The 18,865-nt window shown below is 49.4% G+C and carries 16 protein-coding genes and 1 riboswitch; all 16 genes read left to right on the top strand.

Annotated elements, in window-relative coordinates:
• Window positions 1–116: 116 nt before the first annotated feature.
• Window positions 117–1,409 carry a UDP-N-acetylglucosamine 1-carboxyvinyltransferase gene (locus FGS84_RS21110; protein WP_138310301.1) on the top strand — a complete coding sequence of 431 codons (1,293 nt, stop codon included), beginning with the start codon at window positions 117–119 and terminating at the stop codon, window positions 1,407–1,409.
• Between the two features lie 118 nt (window positions 1,410–1,527).
• The gene (locus FGS84_RS21105; protein ID WP_138310300.1) at window positions 1,528–2,559 is read left to right on the top strand and encodes a transglutaminase domain-containing protein; all 1,032 of its coding nucleotides are present in this window, start codon (window positions 1,528–1,530) and stop codon (window positions 2,557–2,559) included.
• Between the two features lie 212 nt (window positions 2,560–2,771).
• Window positions 2,772–3,503 carry a FadR/GntR family transcriptional regulator gene (locus FGS84_RS21100; protein WP_171042685.1) on the top strand — a complete coding sequence of 244 codons (732 nt, stop codon included), beginning with the start codon at window positions 2,772–2,774 and terminating at the stop codon, window positions 3,501–3,503.
• Between the two features lie 172 nt (window positions 3,504–3,675).
• Window positions 3,676–4,311 carry an ECF transporter S component gene (locus tag FGS84_RS21095; protein WP_138310298.1) on the top strand — a complete coding sequence of 212 codons (636 nt, stop codon included), beginning with the start codon at window positions 3,676–3,678 and terminating at the stop codon, window positions 4,309–4,311.
• Window positions 4,312–4,369: 58 nt separating this feature from the next.
• Window positions 4,370–5,158 carry an energy-coupling factor transporter transmembrane component T gene (locus tag FGS84_RS21090; RefSeq protein WP_138310297.1) on the top strand — a complete coding sequence of 263 codons (789 nt, stop codon included), beginning with the start codon at window positions 4,370–4,372 and terminating at the stop codon, window positions 5,156–5,158.
• Window positions 5,159–5,179: 21 nt separating this feature from the next.
• Entirely contained in the window at window positions 5,180–6,034 is an 855-nt protein-coding gene (locus FGS84_RS21085) for an ABC transporter ATP-binding protein (RefSeq protein ID WP_138310296.1), read from the top strand.
• On the top strand, window positions 6,031–6,855 hold the full coding sequence (locus tag FGS84_RS21080; RefSeq protein ID WP_138310295.1) for an energy-coupling factor ABC transporter ATP-binding protein: 825 nt from the start codon (window positions 6,031–6,033) through the stop codon (window positions 6,853–6,855). Before FGS84_RS21085 ends, FGS84_RS21080 begins: the two co-directional genes overlap by 4 nt.
• 50 nt (window positions 6,856–6,905) lie before the next feature.
• Window positions 6,906–7,604, top strand: coding sequence for a phosphoribosylanthranilate isomerase (locus tag FGS84_RS21075; RefSeq protein ID WP_138310294.1), 699 nt, complete (start codon window positions 6,906–6,908; stop codon window positions 7,602–7,604).
• Window positions 7,582–8,571 (top strand): carbohydrate kinase family protein, encoded by a 990-nt coding sequence (locus FGS84_RS21070; protein WP_207739977.1) that lies wholly within the window; start codon window positions 7,582–7,584, stop codon window positions 8,569–8,571. Before FGS84_RS21075 ends, FGS84_RS21070 begins: the two co-directional genes overlap by 23 nt.
• 22 nt (window positions 8,572–8,593) lie before the next feature.
• Window positions 8,594–9,574 carry a nucleoside hydrolase gene (locus FGS84_RS21065; protein WP_138310292.1) on the top strand — a complete coding sequence of 327 codons (981 nt, stop codon included), beginning with the start codon at window positions 8,594–8,596 and terminating at the stop codon, window positions 9,572–9,574.
• A 43-nt stretch (window positions 9,575–9,617) separates the two neighbouring features.
• Window positions 9,618–10,535, top strand: coding sequence for an EamA family transporter (locus tag FGS84_RS21060; protein WP_138310291.1), 918 nt, complete (start codon window positions 9,618–9,620; stop codon window positions 10,533–10,535).
• Window positions 10,532–11,239: an HAD family hydrolase gene (locus tag FGS84_RS21055; RefSeq protein WP_138310290.1), complete on the top strand. Its 708-nt coding sequence runs from the start codon at window positions 10,532–10,534 to the stop codon at window positions 11,237–11,239. Before FGS84_RS21060 ends, FGS84_RS21055 begins: the two co-directional genes overlap by 4 nt.
• Complete coding sequence (locus tag FGS84_RS21050) at window positions 11,236–12,417, top strand: iron-containing alcohol dehydrogenase (RefSeq protein WP_138310289.1); 1,182 nt, start codon at window positions 11,236–11,238, stop codon at window positions 12,415–12,417. The genes FGS84_RS21055 and FGS84_RS21050 overlap by 4 nt, the downstream gene beginning before the upstream one ends.
• Before the next feature lie 150 nt (window positions 12,418–12,567).
• Window positions 12,568–14,412 (top strand): 5'-nucleotidase C-terminal domain-containing protein, encoded by a 1,845-nt coding sequence (locus FGS84_RS21045; protein WP_138310288.1) that lies wholly within the window; start codon window positions 12,568–12,570, stop codon window positions 14,410–14,412.
• Between the two features lie 120 nt (window positions 14,413–14,532).
• Window positions 14,533–14,663, top strand: a riboswitch (SAM riboswitch).
• A 140-nt stretch (window positions 14,664–14,803) separates the two neighbouring features.
• Window positions 14,804–15,991 carry a methionine adenosyltransferase gene (gene metK, locus FGS84_RS21040; protein WP_138310287.1) on the top strand — a complete coding sequence of 396 codons (1,188 nt, stop codon included), beginning with the start codon at window positions 14,804–14,806 and terminating at the stop codon, window positions 15,989–15,991.
• Window positions 15,992–16,236: 245 nt separating this feature from the next.
• Window positions 16,237–18,849 carry a bifunctional acetaldehyde-CoA/alcohol dehydrogenase gene (gene adhE, locus FGS84_RS21035; RefSeq protein WP_138310286.1) on the top strand — a complete coding sequence of 871 codons (2,613 nt, stop codon included), beginning with the start codon at window positions 16,237–16,239 and terminating at the stop codon, window positions 18,847–18,849.
• Window positions 18,850–18,865 lie beyond the last annotated feature (16 nt).

Genomic DNA, 18,865 nt, shown 5'->3' with positions numbered 1-18,865 from the left:
TTCTTATGGTATAATCTAAGAAGATGTAAATAAATTATGAACAAATGTTTAAAGATTTCTTTAGGAGTATTTTCCTTATATATAGGGTTTGTTTAAATAAAAATCAGAGGTGTGGAATGGAACAATATATTATCAAAGGCGGGAATCCACTGGTGGGAGATGTGACCATAAGCGGAGCCAAGAATGCCGCACTGGGAATACTGGCTGCTTCTATCATGACAGACGAGGATGTGGTGATTGATAATCTGCCGGATGTAAGGGATATCAATGTACTGTTAGAGGCAATTCAGGAAATTGGTGCAAGGGTTGACAGGATTGACCGACACACTGTAAAGATAAATGGAAGCAATATAAGCGAGGTATCTGTTGATGATGAGTATATCAGAAGGATACGTGCTTCTTACTATTTCATAGGAGCTCTTTTGGGCAAGTATAAGAGCGCCCAGGTTCCTCTTCCGGGAGGATGCAATATCGGCAGCAGGCCCATTGACCAGCATATCAAGGGATTCAGGGCTCTGGGAGCCGAGGTTACCATTGAGCGCGGGGCTGTTATAGCCCATGCCATCGACCTGGTGGCAAGCCATATTTATCTGGATGTGGTTTCTGTGGGAGCCACCATCAATATCATGATGGCTGCGGCCCTGGCAGAGGGCCAGACTATTTTGGAGAACGCTGCAAAGGAACCCCACATAGTTGACGTTGCCAACTTCCTGAACAGTATGGGCGCCAATATTAAGGGCGCGGGTACGGATACCATCCGTATCAGGGGCGTGAACCGGCTCCATGGCACGGAGTATTCCATTATTCCGGACCAGATTGAGGCAGGTACGTTTATGTGCGCTGCTGCAGCTACCAGAGGCGATATCATGATTAAAAACGTGATTCCCAAACATCTGGAAGCCATTTCCGCCAAACTGACGGAGATTGGCTGTGAGGTTATTGAATTTGACGATGCGGTCCGGGTGGTGGGAAAACCTTCCCAGAGACATACGGATATTAAGACCCTTCCTTATCCCGGCTTTCCTACGGACATGCAGCCTCAGATGTCGGTTGCCCTGGTCCTGGCCAATGGAACCAGCATGGTAACGGAGAGTATTTTTGAGAACAGGTTCAAATATGTGGACGAGCTGGCCCGCATGGGCAGCAATATAAAGGTAGAGGGCAATGTGGCTGTCATAGACGGCGTGAAACGCCTGACAGGAGCCCAGGTCAATGCACCGGATTTGAGGGCGGGAGCAGCCCTTGTGATTGCAGGACTGGCGGCTGACGGCTATACGGTGGTGGATGAAATCGGATATATCCAGCGCGGATATGAGTGTTTTGAAGAAAAGCTCCAGGGACTGGGAGCCATGATTGAAAAAGTAGATTCTGACCGGGAAGTACAGAAGTTTAAACTGAGGGTTGGTTGATAACAGGAGAGAATACAAGGCAGGAGGGTGTACCGGAAGGTGCATGGTTCCTGCCTTTTCTTTCAGAGGCAGAACAGAACCCGGACAAACAGACATAAGAAGGATATGTGGAACGAATATGAAACAGGAATTTTATTACCAGCAGATGAGTAAAGCGCAGCAGAATGCCTACAGGGCCATGCTGGACGGATTTGAGGCCTTATCGCCGGAATTTCCGGTCCTGCGCCTGGATGGAAAGGAGCTGTCGGATATTTTCTTCAGGCTGCGCCTGGACCATCCGTCTATATTTTTTGTGGAGGGCTTTCATTACCGGTTTGCCCAGAATTCAGAGTATGTACAGATGATACCGGAATATATGTTTGAGAAAAAGAAGATAAAGGAAATGCGGACAGCTCTGGAGTCCAGAATCAGCCGCCTGGTGCGTCAGGCAGAGGCTATGACGCCGGAGGATAAGGAGAAGTATGTACATGACTTTATCTGCTCCAATGTTACCTATGACAAGCTGAAAAAGCAGTATTCCCATGAAATCATAGGCCCTCTCCAGCAGGGAATCGGGGTCTGTGAAGGCATTGCCAAGACCGTGAAAATACTGTGCGGCAGGCTGGGACTGGAATGCATCATAGCCATAAGCGAATCAGCCCCTGACAGGGGAATTAAATACCGCCATGCTTGGAATCTGGTAAAGCTAAAAAACACATGGTACCACCTGGATGCCACCTTTGACAATTCCCTGGGACGGTATGGACAGAAGCGGTTTGATTATTTTAACCTGGATGACAAGATGATATTCAGGGACCACCAGCCTTTGGTGTATAAAGTGCCTGAATGTACGGACGGAGGCAGGTTTTATTACAGGGAGAACCGGCTGTCCCTGACCAGGCTGGAGGATGTGGCCGGGCGTTTTAAGACAGTGCTGAGGAAGAAACAGCCCTATTATGTATTCCATTGGCGGGGCGGGTATCTGACCAGGGACGTGCTGGAGCAGATTGCAGGAATTGCGTCTGAGGCTGCCAGGGAAAAGGGAAGGTTTGTCAGGATGTCCGTGAATTACCCCCAGGCCGTGATGGAGCTGGCTGTGACGGATTACCAGCCCGGGCAGGAGATATGCAGGGAAGAGGCCAATGAAGGGGAGCTGTCGGGAGAGTCATAAAGACGCGCTGAAATCCGGAAATCGGATTGTATTAGTGCAATATACACAATAAAAGTGCGTCCGCGGAAGAAAAACCCAAGTAAAAATGTATTAAATATGAGAAAAATACCTGTAATTATAAGAAGTATTTGACAGAAAAGTACTTGTAAGTTATAATACAAGTTATCAGAGATAGGAAAAATAAACGGCCTGACATGCAGAAGGCCCGGAGAATGGATGATGATATGAGTGCAGAATTTGATTTGCATGCATTGGATAAAAAGGATATAAGGGAACAGGTTTTTGACCAGCTTCTTTCACAGATTACCACAGGCAAATGGAAACCGGGAGAGAAGATACCTTCAGAGAATGAGCTGACTAGCATTATGGGCGTCAGCCGTATATCTGTGCGGGAAGCTATACAGAAGTTAGCTGCCATGGATTTGGTGGAGACATACAGGGGAAAAGGGACATTTGTCAAGGAGTTTACCACCAATAATTATCTGAAGTCCCTGACGCCCATGCTTCTCATGACCCCGGGGGATATACTGTTTGTGGTGGAATACAGAAGAATTCTGGAAGTGGGAATCATTGACCTGTATACCAGGAATACCACGGAGCGGGATATTGTCTTCTTATCCAGGACACTGGATAAGATGAAACAGTACTACAGGACCAATCTTAAAAAGTATACCAAATATGATTTGGAATTCCATATGAAGCTGTATGAGATGACAGGCAATCCCTTCATCATAAAAATCAGCAATCTGATTTACGATATACTCAGCGCAGCCATGAAGGAAGCGGTGACGGAACGGGGAGCAGAAGAGGGCATTGATTTCCATTCAAAGATGCTGGAATATATCAAAACAGGGGATGTCCCCAAATTAAAAAAACTGAACAATGAACTCTTTGACCAGATTGAGCTGGAGGTCAGGGAGAACATGGTACATGACGAAGCCTGACAGGGTATATGGAACATAAAAAATGCATTAGGAAAATTATTTCCAATGTATTTTTTATATAATCAACTTGTATTACATCTTATATGTTACAAGATATGTTTTTTAAGGCAAAAGGGGTCGTGGCATACAGGATGTACTGCATGAAAATCATACTATTTTAGGAGGGTGTAACATGAACAACAAGAAACAGAAACTGACATTTGTACAAGGTTTGAAGGCGCAGTTCTCAACCAAGTCCCTGGTTCTCATACCGATTGCGGTGGGAATCAACCTGATTGGAGGAACGCTTGCTTCCACGCTGAAGCTTCCCCTGTTCCTGGATATGATAGGCACCATTCTGTCTGCTGCCCTGGCAGGTCCCTGGGTAGCTGCCCTGGTCGGATTCCTCACCAATATCTTCCTGGCCCTGGTGTCCAATCCAATCTATGTGCCATACTCACTTGTAAGCATTGCGGCCGGTCTGATTACCGGTTATATGATTAAGGGCGGCATGTTTAAGAAGACCTGGGGCGTGGTTGTCACATGGCTGGTTGTTACCTTTTCATCTGTTGTGATTTCTTCCTGCATAACCATCTTTGTATTCGGCGGGGCAACGGGAGCAACAGGAACCTCCGTACTGACAGCCGGCCTGATTGCCGCTACAAAGGATATTGTTAAATCCGTGTTTGCCTCATCCATGGTTGAGAACCTGGCGGACCGCGCCATTGCGTTTGCCATTGCCTACATATTGTTAAAGAGGATTCCCAAGAGGTTCTTAAGCCAGTATGCAGTGGATGCAGCGGACGATGATGATGACGATGAGGATTAATCCGGACAGCGGCAGGAAGGTATGATTCTGAAAATACTCTTATGGGGGTTGAAAAAAGATGGCAAAGACATCTAATTACATACCAATGGATTCGCCCATTGACAGGATGAACCCAATGGTAAAGATATATGCGATATTCTGCCTGGGATTAAGCGCCCTTATTTATCCGGGATTCATATTGGGATATATAATTGTGGCCGGTCTGTTTGTTGTGGCCGCCCTGGCAGGGCTGTTAAAGAAATTCTCTAAATTTATCTTTATGTTTTTTGTCCCTATTTTTGTGATGCTGATGTTTATACAGGGCCTGTACAGTCCGAAAAACGTGACCATTATCGCTGATTTGGGATTTGCAAAGCTGGGACTGGAGGGAACCCTGTATGCCCTTAAAATCGTGGGTACGCTCCTTACATTCCTGGGAAGTTTTTATCTGATGTCCACCACCACATACACGGGTAAGCTGGTGGCTGCCCTCACTGCATCAGGCATGAATCCTAAGGTGGGATATCTGATTCTGGCAAGCCTGAATGTGGTTCCTCAGATGCAGCGCAGGATGAGCGTAATCCAGGAAGCGCAGAATGCCAGGGGCGTGGATACCAAAGGCACCATGATGGCCAGGCTGAAGGCCTACATACCTTTACTGGGACCGGTGGTTATGTCTTCCCTTACAGATGCCCAGGAAAGAGGCATGACCCTGGAAACCAGGGGATTCGGCATAAAAGGGGTGAAGCCCACCACCTATGTGGAGGTGACCACTTCCCTCTCGGACCGGATATGCAAGACCTGTCTGATTCTCTTTTTTATGGCGGTTCTGGCAGCCAGCATTCTCATGAGGCTTCATGTTATTTAAGGTATGTATTAGGAGGACACTATGGAACAAGCAGTATTGGAAGTAAAAGACCTGAAGTTTAAATACAGGGACGCCAAAAGAAGAGTGCTGAACGGGCTTAATTTTCAGGTAAAAAAAGGGGAGTTCCTGTGCATTATCGGGCAGAACGGCTCAGGCAAGTCCACCCTGTGCAATGCACTGGTGGGCCTGATTCCCTACTATTTTACAGGTAAGCTGAAAGGGCAGATTTTTGTGGACGGAGTGGATACACAGGAAAGTTCCATTGCAGAGCTGTCGTCCAAAATCGGGTTGGTGTTCCAGAATCCTTTTAACCAGCTTTCCTACACGGCCGGAAGCGTGGCAGAGGAACTGGCCTACGGGCTGGGCAATAAGGGGATACCAAGGGAGGATATGTTAAAGAAGGTGGAGTATGTGGCCAAGCTCATGCGGATTGACCATATCATACACAAAAATCCGCTGGAGCTTTCCGGCGGCCAGGTACAGAGAGTTGCCTTTGGTTCCACCTTTATTATGGAACCCAGCATTCTGGTGTTAGACGAGTGCACCACCCAGTTAGACCCCCTGGGAAGTGAAGAGATATTTGATATTGTAAAGGAACTGAATAAAAACGGCGTAACCGTTATTATGGTAGACCATGATATGGAACGGGTGGCCAGATGCGCGGACCGGATTCTGGTGCTGGACCAGGGAGAGCAGATTGCCCTGGATACGCCGGAGGCTATATTTGGAAATCCGGATATCATGTCCCACCACATTGGAGCGCCTGATTATGTGGCTGTCTCACAGGCCCTTAAGGACAGGGGATTGTACAATGGACCGGTAAAGGTTATTGAGGAAGATACCATTCAGCTGGTTAAGGAGGTGATGGCAGGATGAGGCTGGAATTAAAAGGAATGAAGCACGTCTATCCAACTGGGGATGAAGCCTTAAAGGGAATCGACCTGGTGATAGAGGGAAATGAGCCCGTGGCCATCATTGGACAGAACGGAGCCGGAAAAACCACGCTGGTGAAGCATTTTAACGGAATTCTCCGGCCCACATCCGGCCAGGTGCTGGTCAATGGAGAGGATATCAACAGCAGGTCAACGGCCCAATGGTCCAAAACAGTGGGATATGTGTTCCAGAACCCGGACGACCAGCTGTTTTTGGACAGTGTCAGGAAAGAGCTTGAATTTGGCCCCAGACAGATTGGGATGGACGAGGACAGGATAAAGGAGCTGCTGGATTGGACAGCCAGGCTGTGCGGTCTGGAGGATAAGCTGGAGGAGCATCCCTTTGACCTGACTGCTACGGAAAAGAAATTCTGTACAGTGGCTTCCATCATCATGATGGACCCGCAGGCCCTGGTATTTGACGAGCCCACCTGCGGCCAGGATGTGGACGGAAACAAGCGGCTGAAGGACATCGTTACAGCCTTAAAGGAAAGAGGAAAACTCTGCATCACAATTTCCCATGACATGAAATTCGTGGTGGAAAATTTTGAACGGGTGGTGGTCATGTGCAAAGGAAAGGTGCTGGTTGACGGTCCTGCTGCAGAGGTATTTGCCAGGACAGAGCTTTTAAAACAGAGCTTTGTATCCCCGCCGCCCATCACCAGGGTTGCCCAGGGTGCAGGGCTTAAGGAAACTGTGTTTAAGGTGGATGCATTTATGAAATGCCTTGAAGCATCCATAAAGGGAGCCGGGGACGGGATATAAGCATTGCATTCCCGCAGGCAGCAGAATGATTGGGAGAAGGAGAAAATAATATGGCAGACGTTAAGATTCAGATTTACGGCATACGTACCGTGGAAGATGCGAGAATGGTGATTGAGATGGGGGCCCACCATATTGGGGTTTCCTACGGTAAAATCAAGAGAACCCCCGGACAGCTGACCCTTGAGAGGGCAAAGGAAATTTTTGAGGGAGTGCAGCCTGAGGCTGTTAAGATAGGTTTGACCATTGCTGAGGACATTGAGGAGATTACGGAGAATTTAAAGGAGGTCCTGCCGGATGTGCTTCATCTTTCCGGAAATATAGAGGGAATCAGCCCGGAACAGGTACGGGAGCTGAAAAACCGGTTTCCCGGCCTTAAAATCATGCAGGCAATCCCGGTGCTCCAGAATGTGCCCTTAGAGGAGCAGAAGGCGTTGGAATATGTAAAGCAATATGAGGCTGTTTCCGATTTCTTCCTCATCGACACAAAGGCAGATACAGCCAATGACATAGGCGCCACAGGGCTGACCCACGACAGAAGCATAGACAGGGCTATCATTGAGAGCACATCCGTTCCCTGCATTATAGCGGGGGGACTGGACGCTTCCAATGTGGCAAAGGCCATTGCGGAGACGCGGCCTTACGGGGTGGATTCCTTCAGCCTCACCAACTTCGACCATGTGGAGGAAGGAAAATCCTGCAAAGACCCGGAAAAGGTAAAGGCCTTCATTGAGGCGTCCCTTAGTGCCTAAAGTCCTGGTGGCAGGCGATGCCAATGTGGATTTGATTGTGCCCTTCCCCAGGTTTCTCAATGAACGGAGAACCCTGGTGGAATACCCCTCTCCCTGCATGGCAGGAGGGGGAACCTGTGCCAACACGGCGGTGGCCTTAAGCCGGTTGGGGGTCGAGACAGGATTTGCAGGCACCATTGGATGTGACCAGTACGGCGCGTATATACGCAGGGATTTTGAAAGGGAAGGCGTGGATACCACGTATATGATGGAAGACCCGGACAGGAATACCGTGTGTGTGTTTGCCTTCATAGACGAGTATGGGGAGCGGTATCTGTGGGGATGGCCGCGCACAGACCAGGCGTTTAAGGAAATCGACCTTAGGCGCATGGGTGACGGCTGGCTTTCCGATACCAGATGGCTTCACTCGTCCGGCATGGCAATTGTGGATGACACGTCCGCCAGACATTCCATCATACAGATGTTCCGGGCCGCGTACGAGAGGGGGATACCCACCTCCTTTGACCTGAACCTGAGAGTGGACGACGGTAAACTGGACAGGTCCTACCGGGATGCTGTGATGGAAATTATGAAGTATTCAAGCTATGTCCTGGGCTCAGGGGAAGAGGAATTCTATTATTTGAATCCCAGGGATGACTGGGAGGACAGCGTGCGGGGCCTGGTATCCGTAGGGCATGTCATGATTGCGCGTATGGGAGAAAATGGAAGCAAAGCTTTTTCCACGGAAGGAGAGACCGGGTGCCCGGCCTTTCATGTAGAGGTAGAGGATACCGTAGGGGCAGGGGATGTGTATAATGCAGGATTCATAGCAAAAAGGCTGGCAGGCGGCAGCCTGGGACAGTGTCTGGAATACGGAAATGCTGTGTCCGGTTATACCGTGGAGCGAAAGGGCGCCAGGTCCTGTCCCTGCAGGGAAGATGTGGAATTATTCATAGCTGAAAAGCGGCCAAAACCACAGAGAGGTTAAGGCGGCTTTGGATGGAGGTAATATGAGCGATAAGAGAAAAGTAATACTGGATTGTGACCCTGGTCATGATGATGCCTTTGCCATCATGCTGGCGGCGGCCCATCTGGACCTGCTGGGAATCACCACCATAGGCGGAAACTGCAGCCTGGAGAATGTCACAAAAAATGCGCTGAAGGTACTGGAGGTTATTGGACGGGAGGATATCAAGGTATATCCGGGCCATTCCTGTCCTCTGGTAGCGCCTTTGGTGACAGCGCCCCAGTTTCACGGACCTACGGGAATGGATGGTCCGGTGCTTCCTGAGCCGTCTGTTAAGGCCCAGGATAAACACGGAGTTGATTTTATGATTGAGACAATCATGAATACAGACGATGTAACCCTGATTGCCACCGGTCCCCTCACCAATATAGCGGCAGCCATCAACCGGGAGCCCGGAATTGTGGAGCGTGTCCGTGAATTAAGCATCATGGGCGGTTCCGTCACATACGGCAACTGGACGCCGGCAGCTGAGTTTAATATATTCGTGGACCCGGAGGCAGCGTACAGGGTGTTTAATTCGGGAATGCACGTAAAGATGTGCGGTGTCAACCTGACACGCCAGTGTTTCCTGGTACAGAAGCATGTGGATGAATTTTACCGGATAGGAACAAGAAGCGCTGTGTTTGCAGCACAGCTGGTAGAGTACTTTATGGACGCAACTGAGAAGAATGCCAGCCTGGCCGGAGCCAATATCCATGATGCATGCGCGGTGGCGTGGCTGATTGATGATACCCTTATAAAAGGTGCCCCCATGCATATAACAGTGGAGTTAAAGGGGGAATTCACAAGGGGAATGACGGTTTGCGATTACCGGCATCTGCGGGGACCGGAGCCTGAGATTGACCTGCACAGGGAACCCACCATGGACTTCAGGGGGGAACAGCCCAATGCAGAGGCTGGTCTTACATTGGATTTTCAGGGATTTACAGAACTTCTGAACAGGACACTGGCCTGTTATCCGTAATAAGCACATAAAAATATTGCGAAAAGGATAATGAGGTGTTCAGATGAAGTCTAATAAATATACACTGCTTGGGATTATAACCATCATTATATGGGGAACCAGCGCTGCATTTACAAAAAATCTGAGTTCCGGCCTTGGTCCTTATACGGCAGCGGCAGTGGTTAATTTAATCGGAGGAGCTGTGGTGGTCGCCCAGCAGCTCCTCGCCAACGGAGGAACCGCGCAGTATAAGGGAGCGCCTCCTAAATACTGGATTATCTGCGGAAGTTTATTTGTTATCTACACAGCTGCCTCCTATATCTCCATGGAGATGGTTCATACGGAGGCAGAAATCATGACCATGGTGCTGATTCGGTTCTTATGGCCTCTGTTCACCCTGGTTCTCACCATTCCCATACTGAATAAAAAAGCCAGCCCATGGCTGACAGCCAGCGTAGCGGTCAGCCTGTGCGGTATCATCATAGCCAAAATGGGCGGAAGCATTCACAATCCCCAGGCATTTTTACGGGATATTCTCAGCGGAAACTGGATGGCATATCTGATGGGGTTCATTGTGTCCCTGTCATGGGCCTTTTACACCAATCTCACAAAGAAATACCTGGGACAAAAGCCGGTGGACGGCGTGGGAATATACATGATTATGTCTGCCCTGATACTGGGCGGTATTTCCGTATTCCTTCCTGAGCCAAGGAATTTTACGCCCAGGCTGGTATGGGAAATGCTGTACCAGGCCATTGCGGTGTCCTGTATTGCCAATGTGCTGTGGACCATTTCCATAAAAAAAGGAAATATGCTGGTGGTCGTGCTGGCTTCCAATTTCCTTCCCATCATATCCACGGTCATAACGGCCTGGATGCTGGGACTCAGCATTACGCTCCCTGTCATTATTGGCGCATTACTGGTAGTGGCCGGCACGCTTTGGAGCAAATGGTGTTTTGCCGCAAAGGAGAAATTTAGATGAGAACAAAGAGAGCGGACAGTGTGATTTTTGATTTTGACGGTGTCATAGCAGATACCATAGAGGATGTGTGGGCGTCGGTGGAATATGCCTCGGAAATAGTGGGGGGCATTATGGACCGGGATTTTATGAAGGATACGTCCCATGTGGCTCTCCCGGAAGAGGAGCTGCTAAGGCATGTAAGGCCCTATCCCGGAATAGAAAAACTGGAAGCATTCTGCAGCGCTGTCAGAATCCATTACAGGACCATGAATCCCTTTGAAAAGACAAGGCTGTATCCGGGGCTGGAGGAAATATTCCATGACCTGGAAATGCATGGCATACCATGGACCGTGGTCACTTCAAAGCCCCGGGAGGCATTAAGGCGCCTTCTTAAGGTAAAGGGATGGGAACAGCTGATTCCGGTTTCCTATTCCCTGGATTCAATACCGGGAGCTGATAATAAGGCGTCTGTGTACAGGTATCTCATGGGGGGAATGTTTGCATCCCGGCATCCGGTCTGTGTCGGTGATACCTGGACCGATATAACGGCTGCCAGAAGCTGCGGTCTGCCTGTGATTGCTGTTTTATACGGGGATGGAAATACAAAGGCGCTTCTGGCGGAACATCCGGACTGGACAGCGGATACGGGATGGAAGCTCAGGGAGATTCTGGGACAGGTGCTGTATGAAAGGAAAAGGGAGAAAGGGAGTGCAGTGGGAATATGATAAGGGATTTTGATTTTTGTGTGAATACGGAATTTATATTTGGGCGGGAAGCACACCGCAGGGCTGGGGATAAACTGAAGCAATTGGGGATAAAACGTCTGCTGATTCACCATGACGGTGGACCGTATCTGTATGATACAGGTCTTTTGAAGGATATTAAGGAGGATATGGAGCGATGCGGCATCCAGGTATGGGAACTCTCCGGCGTCAAACCAAATCCCCGTCTGGACCTGGTTTACCAGGGAATCCGTCTGGTCAGGCAGGAAGGAATCCAGTTTATCCTGGCCATCGGAGGGGGAAGCGTCATTGATTCATCCAAGGCCATCGGGGCAGGGTCGCAGTACGAAGGTGACGTATGGGATTTCTTCTCCAAAGGAATACGCGTGGCCAGGTCCCTGCCAGTGGGAGTCGTGCTTACATGCCCTGCCACGGGCAGCGAGTCAGGGGATGTGTGTGTGATTAACAATACGGGAACAGGGCAAAAGCTGCTGACCAGCTCCCAGGCCCTGCGGCCTGTGATGGCCTTTATGAATCCTCTGCTGACAACCAGCCTGCCGCCGTTTGTTACGGCCTGTTCTGTTACGGATATGTTTTCCCATGTGTGTGAACGGTATTTTACTCCGGACAATGAAATCGGGGTGATTGACCGTATGGCGGAGGGAATTCTTAAGACGCTGGCAGAGGCAGGACCTGCCCTGATGAAGGAACCGGACAGCTACCGGTACAGGGCGGAGGTCATGTGGATAGGAACCATTGCCCACAATGATACGGTTGGAATCGGCCGGATACAGGACTGGGCCACTCATGAGATAGGAAATGAGCTGAGCGCTCTGTACGATACACCCCATGGAGTTACCTTAAGCGTAATCATGGGGTCATGGATGAAGTATGTGTATAAAAACCATGTGGACCGGTTTGCCAGATACGGGTATGAGGTGTTTGGAATCTCCAGGGAGTACGGCCCGGAGGAAGCTGCATATAAGGGGATAGAGGCCACCGAGGCATTCTTCCGGTCCATGAGGATGCCTGTCAGCCTCAAAGAGGCCGGAATTGGGGACTGCGATATGGAAGACATGCTGGACCATATAAATTTCAGGAATGGAAACCAGACAATCGGGGGACTGGAACCGCTGACACACCGGGATGTACGGAAGATACTGGAAATGGCCAGGGGATGAGAGTCCGGTAAATCAGAGGAAAGGAAACAGCAGGAGACGAATGCGGCGTGCCTGCTGTTTTTTTATGGTTTTTTACTGGAAATGTGATATGATGGCTGTATGATATACGTTGTGTAAGGTTTGACGGAGTAGGGGAAAAGGAGGAGAATCATGAAGTACAGGAGCTATAAATGGCTGCAGGGTTTGTTTCTTGCAATTGTCCTGGCCGCAGCAGCCGTGACGGGCCTGCCTCTGACAGGCAGTCCAATGACAGCCCTGGCAGCGGACAGGGATATTGTGGTGCTGTATACCAATGATGTCCACTGCGGGGTGGATGACAACATAGGCTATGCCGGTCTGGCGCTGTACAAGAAGCAGATGCAGCAGCAGACCCCTTATGTGACCCTGGTTGATACCGGGGATGCCATTCAGGGTGCGCCCATTGGCACGCTTTCAGACGGCGGTTATCTGATTGATATTATGAACTACGTGGGATATGATTTTGCGGTTCCGGGCAATCATGAGTTTGATTATGGAATGTCCAGGTTCCTGGAGCTGGCCGGTAAATTAAACTGCGGGTATTATTCCTGCAATTTTTTAAATACCGCCACAGGAGCGCCTGTGTTTGCTCCATACAAGATGTTTGTATACGGGGATACCCAGGTGGCATTTGTGGGAGTAACCACGCCGGAAAGCTTTACAAAATCCACGCCTGCATATTTCCAGGACAGCCAGGGAAATTATCTGTATTCCTTTTGCGAGGATGAGAGCGGACAGAGGCTGTACAGTCAGGTACAGGCCAGTGCGGATGCAGCCAGGGCAGCCGGAGCTGATTATGTGGTTCTGGCAGGCCATCTCGGGGAAAACGGTATTACCCGGAAGTGGTCATCCGTCAGTGTGATTGCCAATACAACGGGAATTGACGCATGTATTGACGGCCATTCCCATGAGACTGTACCGTCTGAGAACATAAAGAATAAGAATGGACAGAATGTGGTCCTGACCCAGACAGGAACCAAGCTGAATCATATTGGAAAGCTGACCATATCTGCCGACGGTTCCATCCGGACTGAGCTGGTATCCAAGGTGCCTGCCGCGGACCTGGCCAGTGAATATACGGTAAAGGACCATGATTCCCTGAGCAGGATTGCAAAAAGGGAGCTGGGAAGCTACAGCCGCTGGATTGACATTTATAACAGCAACCTGGATAAGATAAAGGATGCTGACGTAATCCCTGTGGGACTTAAGCTTGTGATTCCCGGCCAGAGCGTTATCAATGAGGACGGAAAGGCTGCGGATTATGGAACCATCCGGTTCATCCGGTCCATTGAGAACCAATACAATGAGACATTAAAGACTGTTCTGGGCACCACATCTTACGAGCTGACGGTCAATGACCCTGCCACAGGGCAGCGCAGGATCAGAAATGCAGAAACCAATCTGGGGGATTTGACAGCGGATGCCTACCGTGCGGAGCTGGGGGCTGATATCGGACTCAGCAACGGAGGAGGAATCCGGAGCATTATTAAACCGGGTAACATTACCTATAACGACACCCTGGCCGTGTTCCCTTATGGAAATATGGGATGCGTCATCGAGGCAACGGGACAGCAGATTAAGGATGCACTGGAAATGGCGTCCAGGAATTATCCGGAAGAGAGCGGCGGTTTCCTTCAGGTGTCCGGTCTGACCTACACCATTGACGCATCTGTTAAATCAGGTGTCCGGACAGACGACAAGGGGAATTTTACCGGTGTGTCAGGCGCTTACAGGGTAACGGACATCAAGGTGGGGGGAGAGCCCATTGATTTGGCCGGTACATATACCGTGGCGTCCCATAACTATATGCTGAAACAGGGCGGTGACGGCATGACCATGTTCCGGGGATGTAATGTAATCCGGGATGAGGTCATGGTGGATGTGGATATCTTATCTTCCTATATAAGGCGGATGGGAGGTTTTGTGACATCTGAGTATGGGAACCCGGCCGGCCAGGGGAGGATTTCCATAAGGTAAAATCAGGATGGGAAGGCAATGGCAGAACGGGCAATGATAAATTTTAGTATTGACATATATATATAATTGCTATAAGATATGGAAGGTAACACATTTTACAATTAAAGAGTTCGTAAATATCCCTTATTCAGAGTGATGGAGGTACAAAGGACCTGTGAAGTCACGGCAACCCCGGTTGAGTATATCGGCATGATATGCGAAAGGGCCGGAAGGTGCCAGCCTGAGCGAGGAGTATGCTGGTAGGATAAAGCATGCTTGGTCGAGCAATAAGAGGATTTGAAGATTTATAGATATTTTCAAGTCCGCAATTGCTGCGGACTTTGTTTTTTGTAAATGGTTGATGTTACAGCTGCTGTTAATCATTTATCTGAACAAGAAGGAGAGATTAAAAATGGAGAGAAGACTTTTTACATCTGAATCCGTAACAGAAGGGCATCCGGATAAAATGTGCGATGCCATATCCGATGCGATTCTGGACGCATTGATGGAGCAGGACCCAATGAGCCGTGTGGCATGCGAGACAGCTACCACCACAGGACTGGTTCTTGTCATGGGAGAGATAACCACCAACGCCTATGTGGATATTCAGAAGCTGGTGCGCGAGACCGTGCGTGAGATTGGATATGACCGTGCCAAATATGGTTTTGACTGTGATACATGCGGTGTCATTACGGCCATTGACGAGCAGTCCCAGGACATTGCAATGGGAGTGAATAGGGCGCTGGAGGCAAAGGAAAACAAGATGTCCGACCAGGAGCTGGACGCCATCGGAGCAGGAGACCAGGGCATGATGTTTGGTTTTGCCACCAATGAGACAGAGGAATTCATGCCGTATCCTATTTCCCTGGCCCACAAGCTGGCAAAGCGCCTTACGGATGTCCGCAAGAACGGCACGCTTAAGTATCTCCGTCCGGACGGCAAGAGCCAGGTAACGGTGGAGTATGATGAGAACGACAAGCCGGTCCGTCTGGATGCCGTGGTATTATCCACACAGCATGATGAGAGCGTGACCCAGGAACAGATTCATGCGGACGTGAAAAAGTACATCTTTGACCAGGTGCTTCCCCAGAATATGATAGACGAGAACACAAAGTTCTTTATCAATCCTACGGGACGCTTTGTTATCGGCGGACCCCAGGGGGACAGCGGGCTGACCGGCCGTAAAATCATCGTTGACACCTACGGCGGTTATGCGCGTCACGGCGGCGGCGCATTCTCCGGAAAGGACTGCACCAAGGTGGACCGCTCTGCTGCATATGCAGCCCGCTATGTTGCCAAAAACATCGTGGCGGCCGGCCTGGCTGATAAGTGCGAAATCCAGCTGTCCTATGCCATCGGGGTGGCCCATCCTACCTCCATCATGGTGGATACCTACGGAACCGGTAAATTGAGCAATGAGAAGCTGGTGGACATCATCCGTTCCAACTTTGACCTGCGTCCGGCCGGAATCATAAGGATGCTGGATTTGCGCCGTCCGATTTATAAGCAGACAGCTGCTTATGGTCACTTTGGCCGCAATGATTTGGACCTGCCCTGGGAGCGGCTGGATAAGGTGGAATTGTTAAAAAGTTATCTATAGGTTTTATGTTTTTAGTTGCAGCTATCCTCTACAGCCAACAGAGGATAGCTGTTTTTTTTCCTCCTAAAAAAATTATAAAATCTTTCATTTATATATTGACATTTTTTTAACGAAGGTATATAATGCAAACAGTGAGATTGTTAATTAATTATCAATACAAATTAAGCAGCAATTTAAAATGACTTGACAGGCAGGTACAGCCTAAATGTACTGAAACAAACACAAGGAAAATGGAGGATAAGGAAATGGCAAAGAAAATCGAGCAGGTTGTTCCGGAAATCATTGACAGCGTAGACGGACTGAATGCAAAAATGAATGCAATGCGCGAAGCGCAGAAAGCTTTTTCTACCTTTACACAGGAGCAGGTAGACAAAATCTTCTTTGCAGCAGCAAGCGCGGCTGACAAAATGCGTCTTCCACTTGCAAAGATGGCAGTTGAAGAGACCGGCATGGGCGTGGTTGAGGATAAGGTTATCAAGAACAACTACGCAGCAGAGTATATCTACAACGCATACAAAGACACCAAGACAGTTGGTGTAATTGAGGAAGATAAGGAATACGGCATTAAAAAGATTGCCGAGCCAATCGGCCTGATTGCAGCTGTTATTCCTACCACCAATCCTACTTCCACAGCTATCTTCAAGACACTGATTGCCTTAAAGACACGCAACGCAATCATCATTTCCCCACATCCGCGTGCCAAGAACTGCACCATTGCGGCAGCCAAGGTGGTTCTGGATGCAGCTGTTAAGGCCGGCGCACCGGAAGGTATCATTGGATGGATTGATGTTCCTTCACTGGAACTGACCAACGAGGTAATGAGGGATGCCGACCTGATTCTTGCAACAGGCGGCCCCGGCATGGTTAAGGCTGCTTATTCTTCAGGAAAGCCTGCACTGGGCGTTGGCGCCGGCAATACACCGGTTATCATCGACGACACGGCAGATATTAAGATGGCAGTTAACTCCATCATTCATTCCAAGACATTTGACAACGGTATGATTTGTGCTTCCGAGCAGTCCGTAACGGTTCTGGAATCCATCTACAACGACGTCAGAAAAGAATTTGAATACAGAGGCTGCTATTTCTTAAAGCCGGGCGAAATTGATAAGGTCCGCAAGACCATTATCGTAAACGGCGCCCTGAATGCCAAGATTGTGGGACAGAAGGCAGCAACCATTGCCAAGCTGGCAGGCGTTGAGGTTCCAGAGGATACCAAGATTCTGATTGGCGAGGTTGAGTCTGTTGACATCAGCGAAGAGTTCGCACATGAGAAACTGTCTCCTGTACTGGCTATGTATAAGGCCAAGACATTTGACGAGGCCCTGGACAAGGCAGAGCGTCTGGTGGCAGACGGCGGCTACGGCCACACCTCATCCCTGTATGTGAATGTAAATGAAGAAGAGAAGATTTTAAAGCATGCAGCGAGGATGAAAACCTGCCGTATTGTAATCAATACTCCTTCTTCCCACGGCGGCATTGGTGACCTGTACAACTTCAAGTTAGCTCCGTCCTTAACACTGGGCTGCGGTTCCTGGGGCGGCAACTCCGTATCTGAGAACGTTGGGGTCAAGCACTTACTGAATATCAAGACCGTTGCTGAAAGGAGAGAGAACATGCTGTGGTTCCGTGCACCTGAGAAGGTTTACTTTAAGAAGGGCTGTCTGCCTGTAGCATTAAAAGAGCTGAAGGACGTTTTAGGTAAGAAGAGGGCGTTCATCGTAACAGACTCCTTCCTGTATAAGAACGGATACACCCATGTCATCACAGACCGTCTCAACGAGATGGGCATCACATATACCGTATTCTCCGATGTACAGCCTGACCCCACACTGGCCAATGCACAGGCAGGCGCCAAGCTTATGAGGGAATTTGAGCCGGATGTAATCCTGGCCATGGGCGGCGGCTCCGCTATGGACGCAGGCAAGATTATGTGGGTGCTGTATGAGCATCCGGAAGTGGATTTCATGGATATGGCCATGCGCTTCATTGATATCAGAAAACGTGTATACACCTTCCCGAAGATGGGTGAGAAAGCATATTTCATCGCTGTTCCCACTTCTTCCGGTACAGGTTCCGAGGTTACCCCGTTCGCGGTTATCACGGACCAGGAGACAGGCATCAAGTATCCTCTGGCAGATTACGCACTGCTGCCGAACATGGCAATCGTTGATACAGACAACATGATGAGCCAGCCAAGAGGCCTGACCAGCGCATCCGGCGTTGACGTACTGACCCATGCACTGGAGGCATATGCATCCGTCATGGCTACCGACTATACAGACGGCCTTGCACTGAAGGCCATGAAGAATGTATTTGATTACCTCCCAACCGCTTACAATGAGCCTGCAAATGTTGAGGCCCGTCAGAAGATGGCGGACGCTTCCTGTATGGCCGGTATGGCATTTGCCAATGCATTCCTGGGCGTATGCCATTCCATGGCCCATAAGCTGGGCGCATTCCATCACCTGCCACACGGTGTTGCAAATGCACTGCTGATTTCCCTGGTAGTTGATTTTAATGCGGCTGAGAATCCGCGCAAGATGGGCACATTCTCACAGTATCAGTATCCTCATACCCAGGAAAGGTATGCAGAGTGCGCAAGGTTCTGCGGAATCCAGGCAAAGGATGATGCTGAGGCAGTCCAGAAGCTGATTGTCAAGATTGAGGAGCTTAAGAGGACTGTTGGCATTAAGTCCTGCATCAAGGATTACGGAATTGATGAGAAAGACTTCTTAGACAGGCTGGACGACATGGTTGAGCAGGCATTTGATGACCAGTGTACCGGCGCTAACCCAAGATATCCGCTTATGAGCGAGATTAAAGAAATGTATTTAAAAGCATACTACGGTAAATAATTCGTACCCATTGCGG

Origin of the sequence: Clostridium sp. 1001271st1 H5 (genome assembly GCF_005845215.1) — a bacterium.
Lineage (GTDB): Bacteria > Bacillota > Clostridia > Lachnospirales > Lachnospiraceae > Enterocloster.
This window is presented reverse-complemented; position numbering and strand designations above follow the sequence as displayed.

Bases quoted from the DNA above. Each gene is read 5' to 3' on its own strand.
- FGS84_RS21110 (WP_138310301.1), top strand. From the start codon at position 117: ATGGAACAATATATTATCAAAGGCGGGAATCCACTGGTGGGAGATGTG.
- FGS84_RS21105 (WP_138310300.1), top strand. From the start codon at position 1,528: ATGAAACAGGAATTTTATTACCAGCAGATGAGTAAAGCGCAGCAGAAT.
- FGS84_RS21100 (WP_171042685.1), top strand. From the start codon at position 2,772: ATGGATGATGATATGAGTGCAGAATTTGATTTGCATGCATTGGATAAA.
- FGS84_RS21095 (WP_138310298.1), top strand. From the start codon at position 3,676: ATGAACAACAAGAAACAGAAACTGACATTTGTACAAGGTTTGAAGGCG.
- FGS84_RS21090 (WP_138310297.1), top strand. From the start codon at position 4,370: ATGGCAAAGACATCTAATTACATACCAATGGATTCGCCCATTGACAGG.
- FGS84_RS21085 (WP_138310296.1), top strand. From the start codon at position 5,180: ATGGAACAAGCAGTATTGGAAGTAAAAGACCTGAAGTTTAAATACAGG.
- FGS84_RS21080 (WP_138310295.1), top strand. From the start codon at position 6,031: ATGAGGCTGGAATTAAAAGGAATGAAGCACGTCTATCCAACTGGGGAT.
- FGS84_RS21075 (WP_138310294.1), top strand. From the start codon at position 6,906: ATGGCAGACGTTAAGATTCAGATTTACGGCATACGTACCGTGGAAGAT.
- FGS84_RS21065 (WP_138310292.1), top strand. From the start codon at position 8,594: ATGAGCGATAAGAGAAAAGTAATACTGGATTGTGACCCTGGTCATGAT.
- FGS84_RS21060 (WP_138310291.1), top strand. From the start codon at position 9,618: ATGAAGTCTAATAAATATACACTGCTTGGGATTATAACCATCATTATA.
- FGS84_RS21055 (WP_138310290.1), top strand. From the start codon at position 10,532: ATGAGAACAAAGAGAGCGGACAGTGTGATTTTTGATTTTGACGGTGTC.
- FGS84_RS21050 (WP_138310289.1), top strand. From the start codon at position 11,236: ATGATAAGGGATTTTGATTTTTGTGTGAATACGGAATTTATATTTGGG.
- FGS84_RS21045 (WP_138310288.1), top strand. From the start codon at position 12,568: ATGAAGTACAGGAGCTATAAATGGCTGCAGGGTTTGTTTCTTGCAATT.
- metK (WP_138310287.1), top strand. From the start codon at position 14,804: ATGGAGAGAAGACTTTTTACATCTGAATCCGTAACAGAAGGGCATCCG.
- adhE (WP_138310286.1), top strand. From the start codon at position 16,237: ATGGCAAAGAAAATCGAGCAGGTTGTTCCGGAAATCATTGACAGCGTA.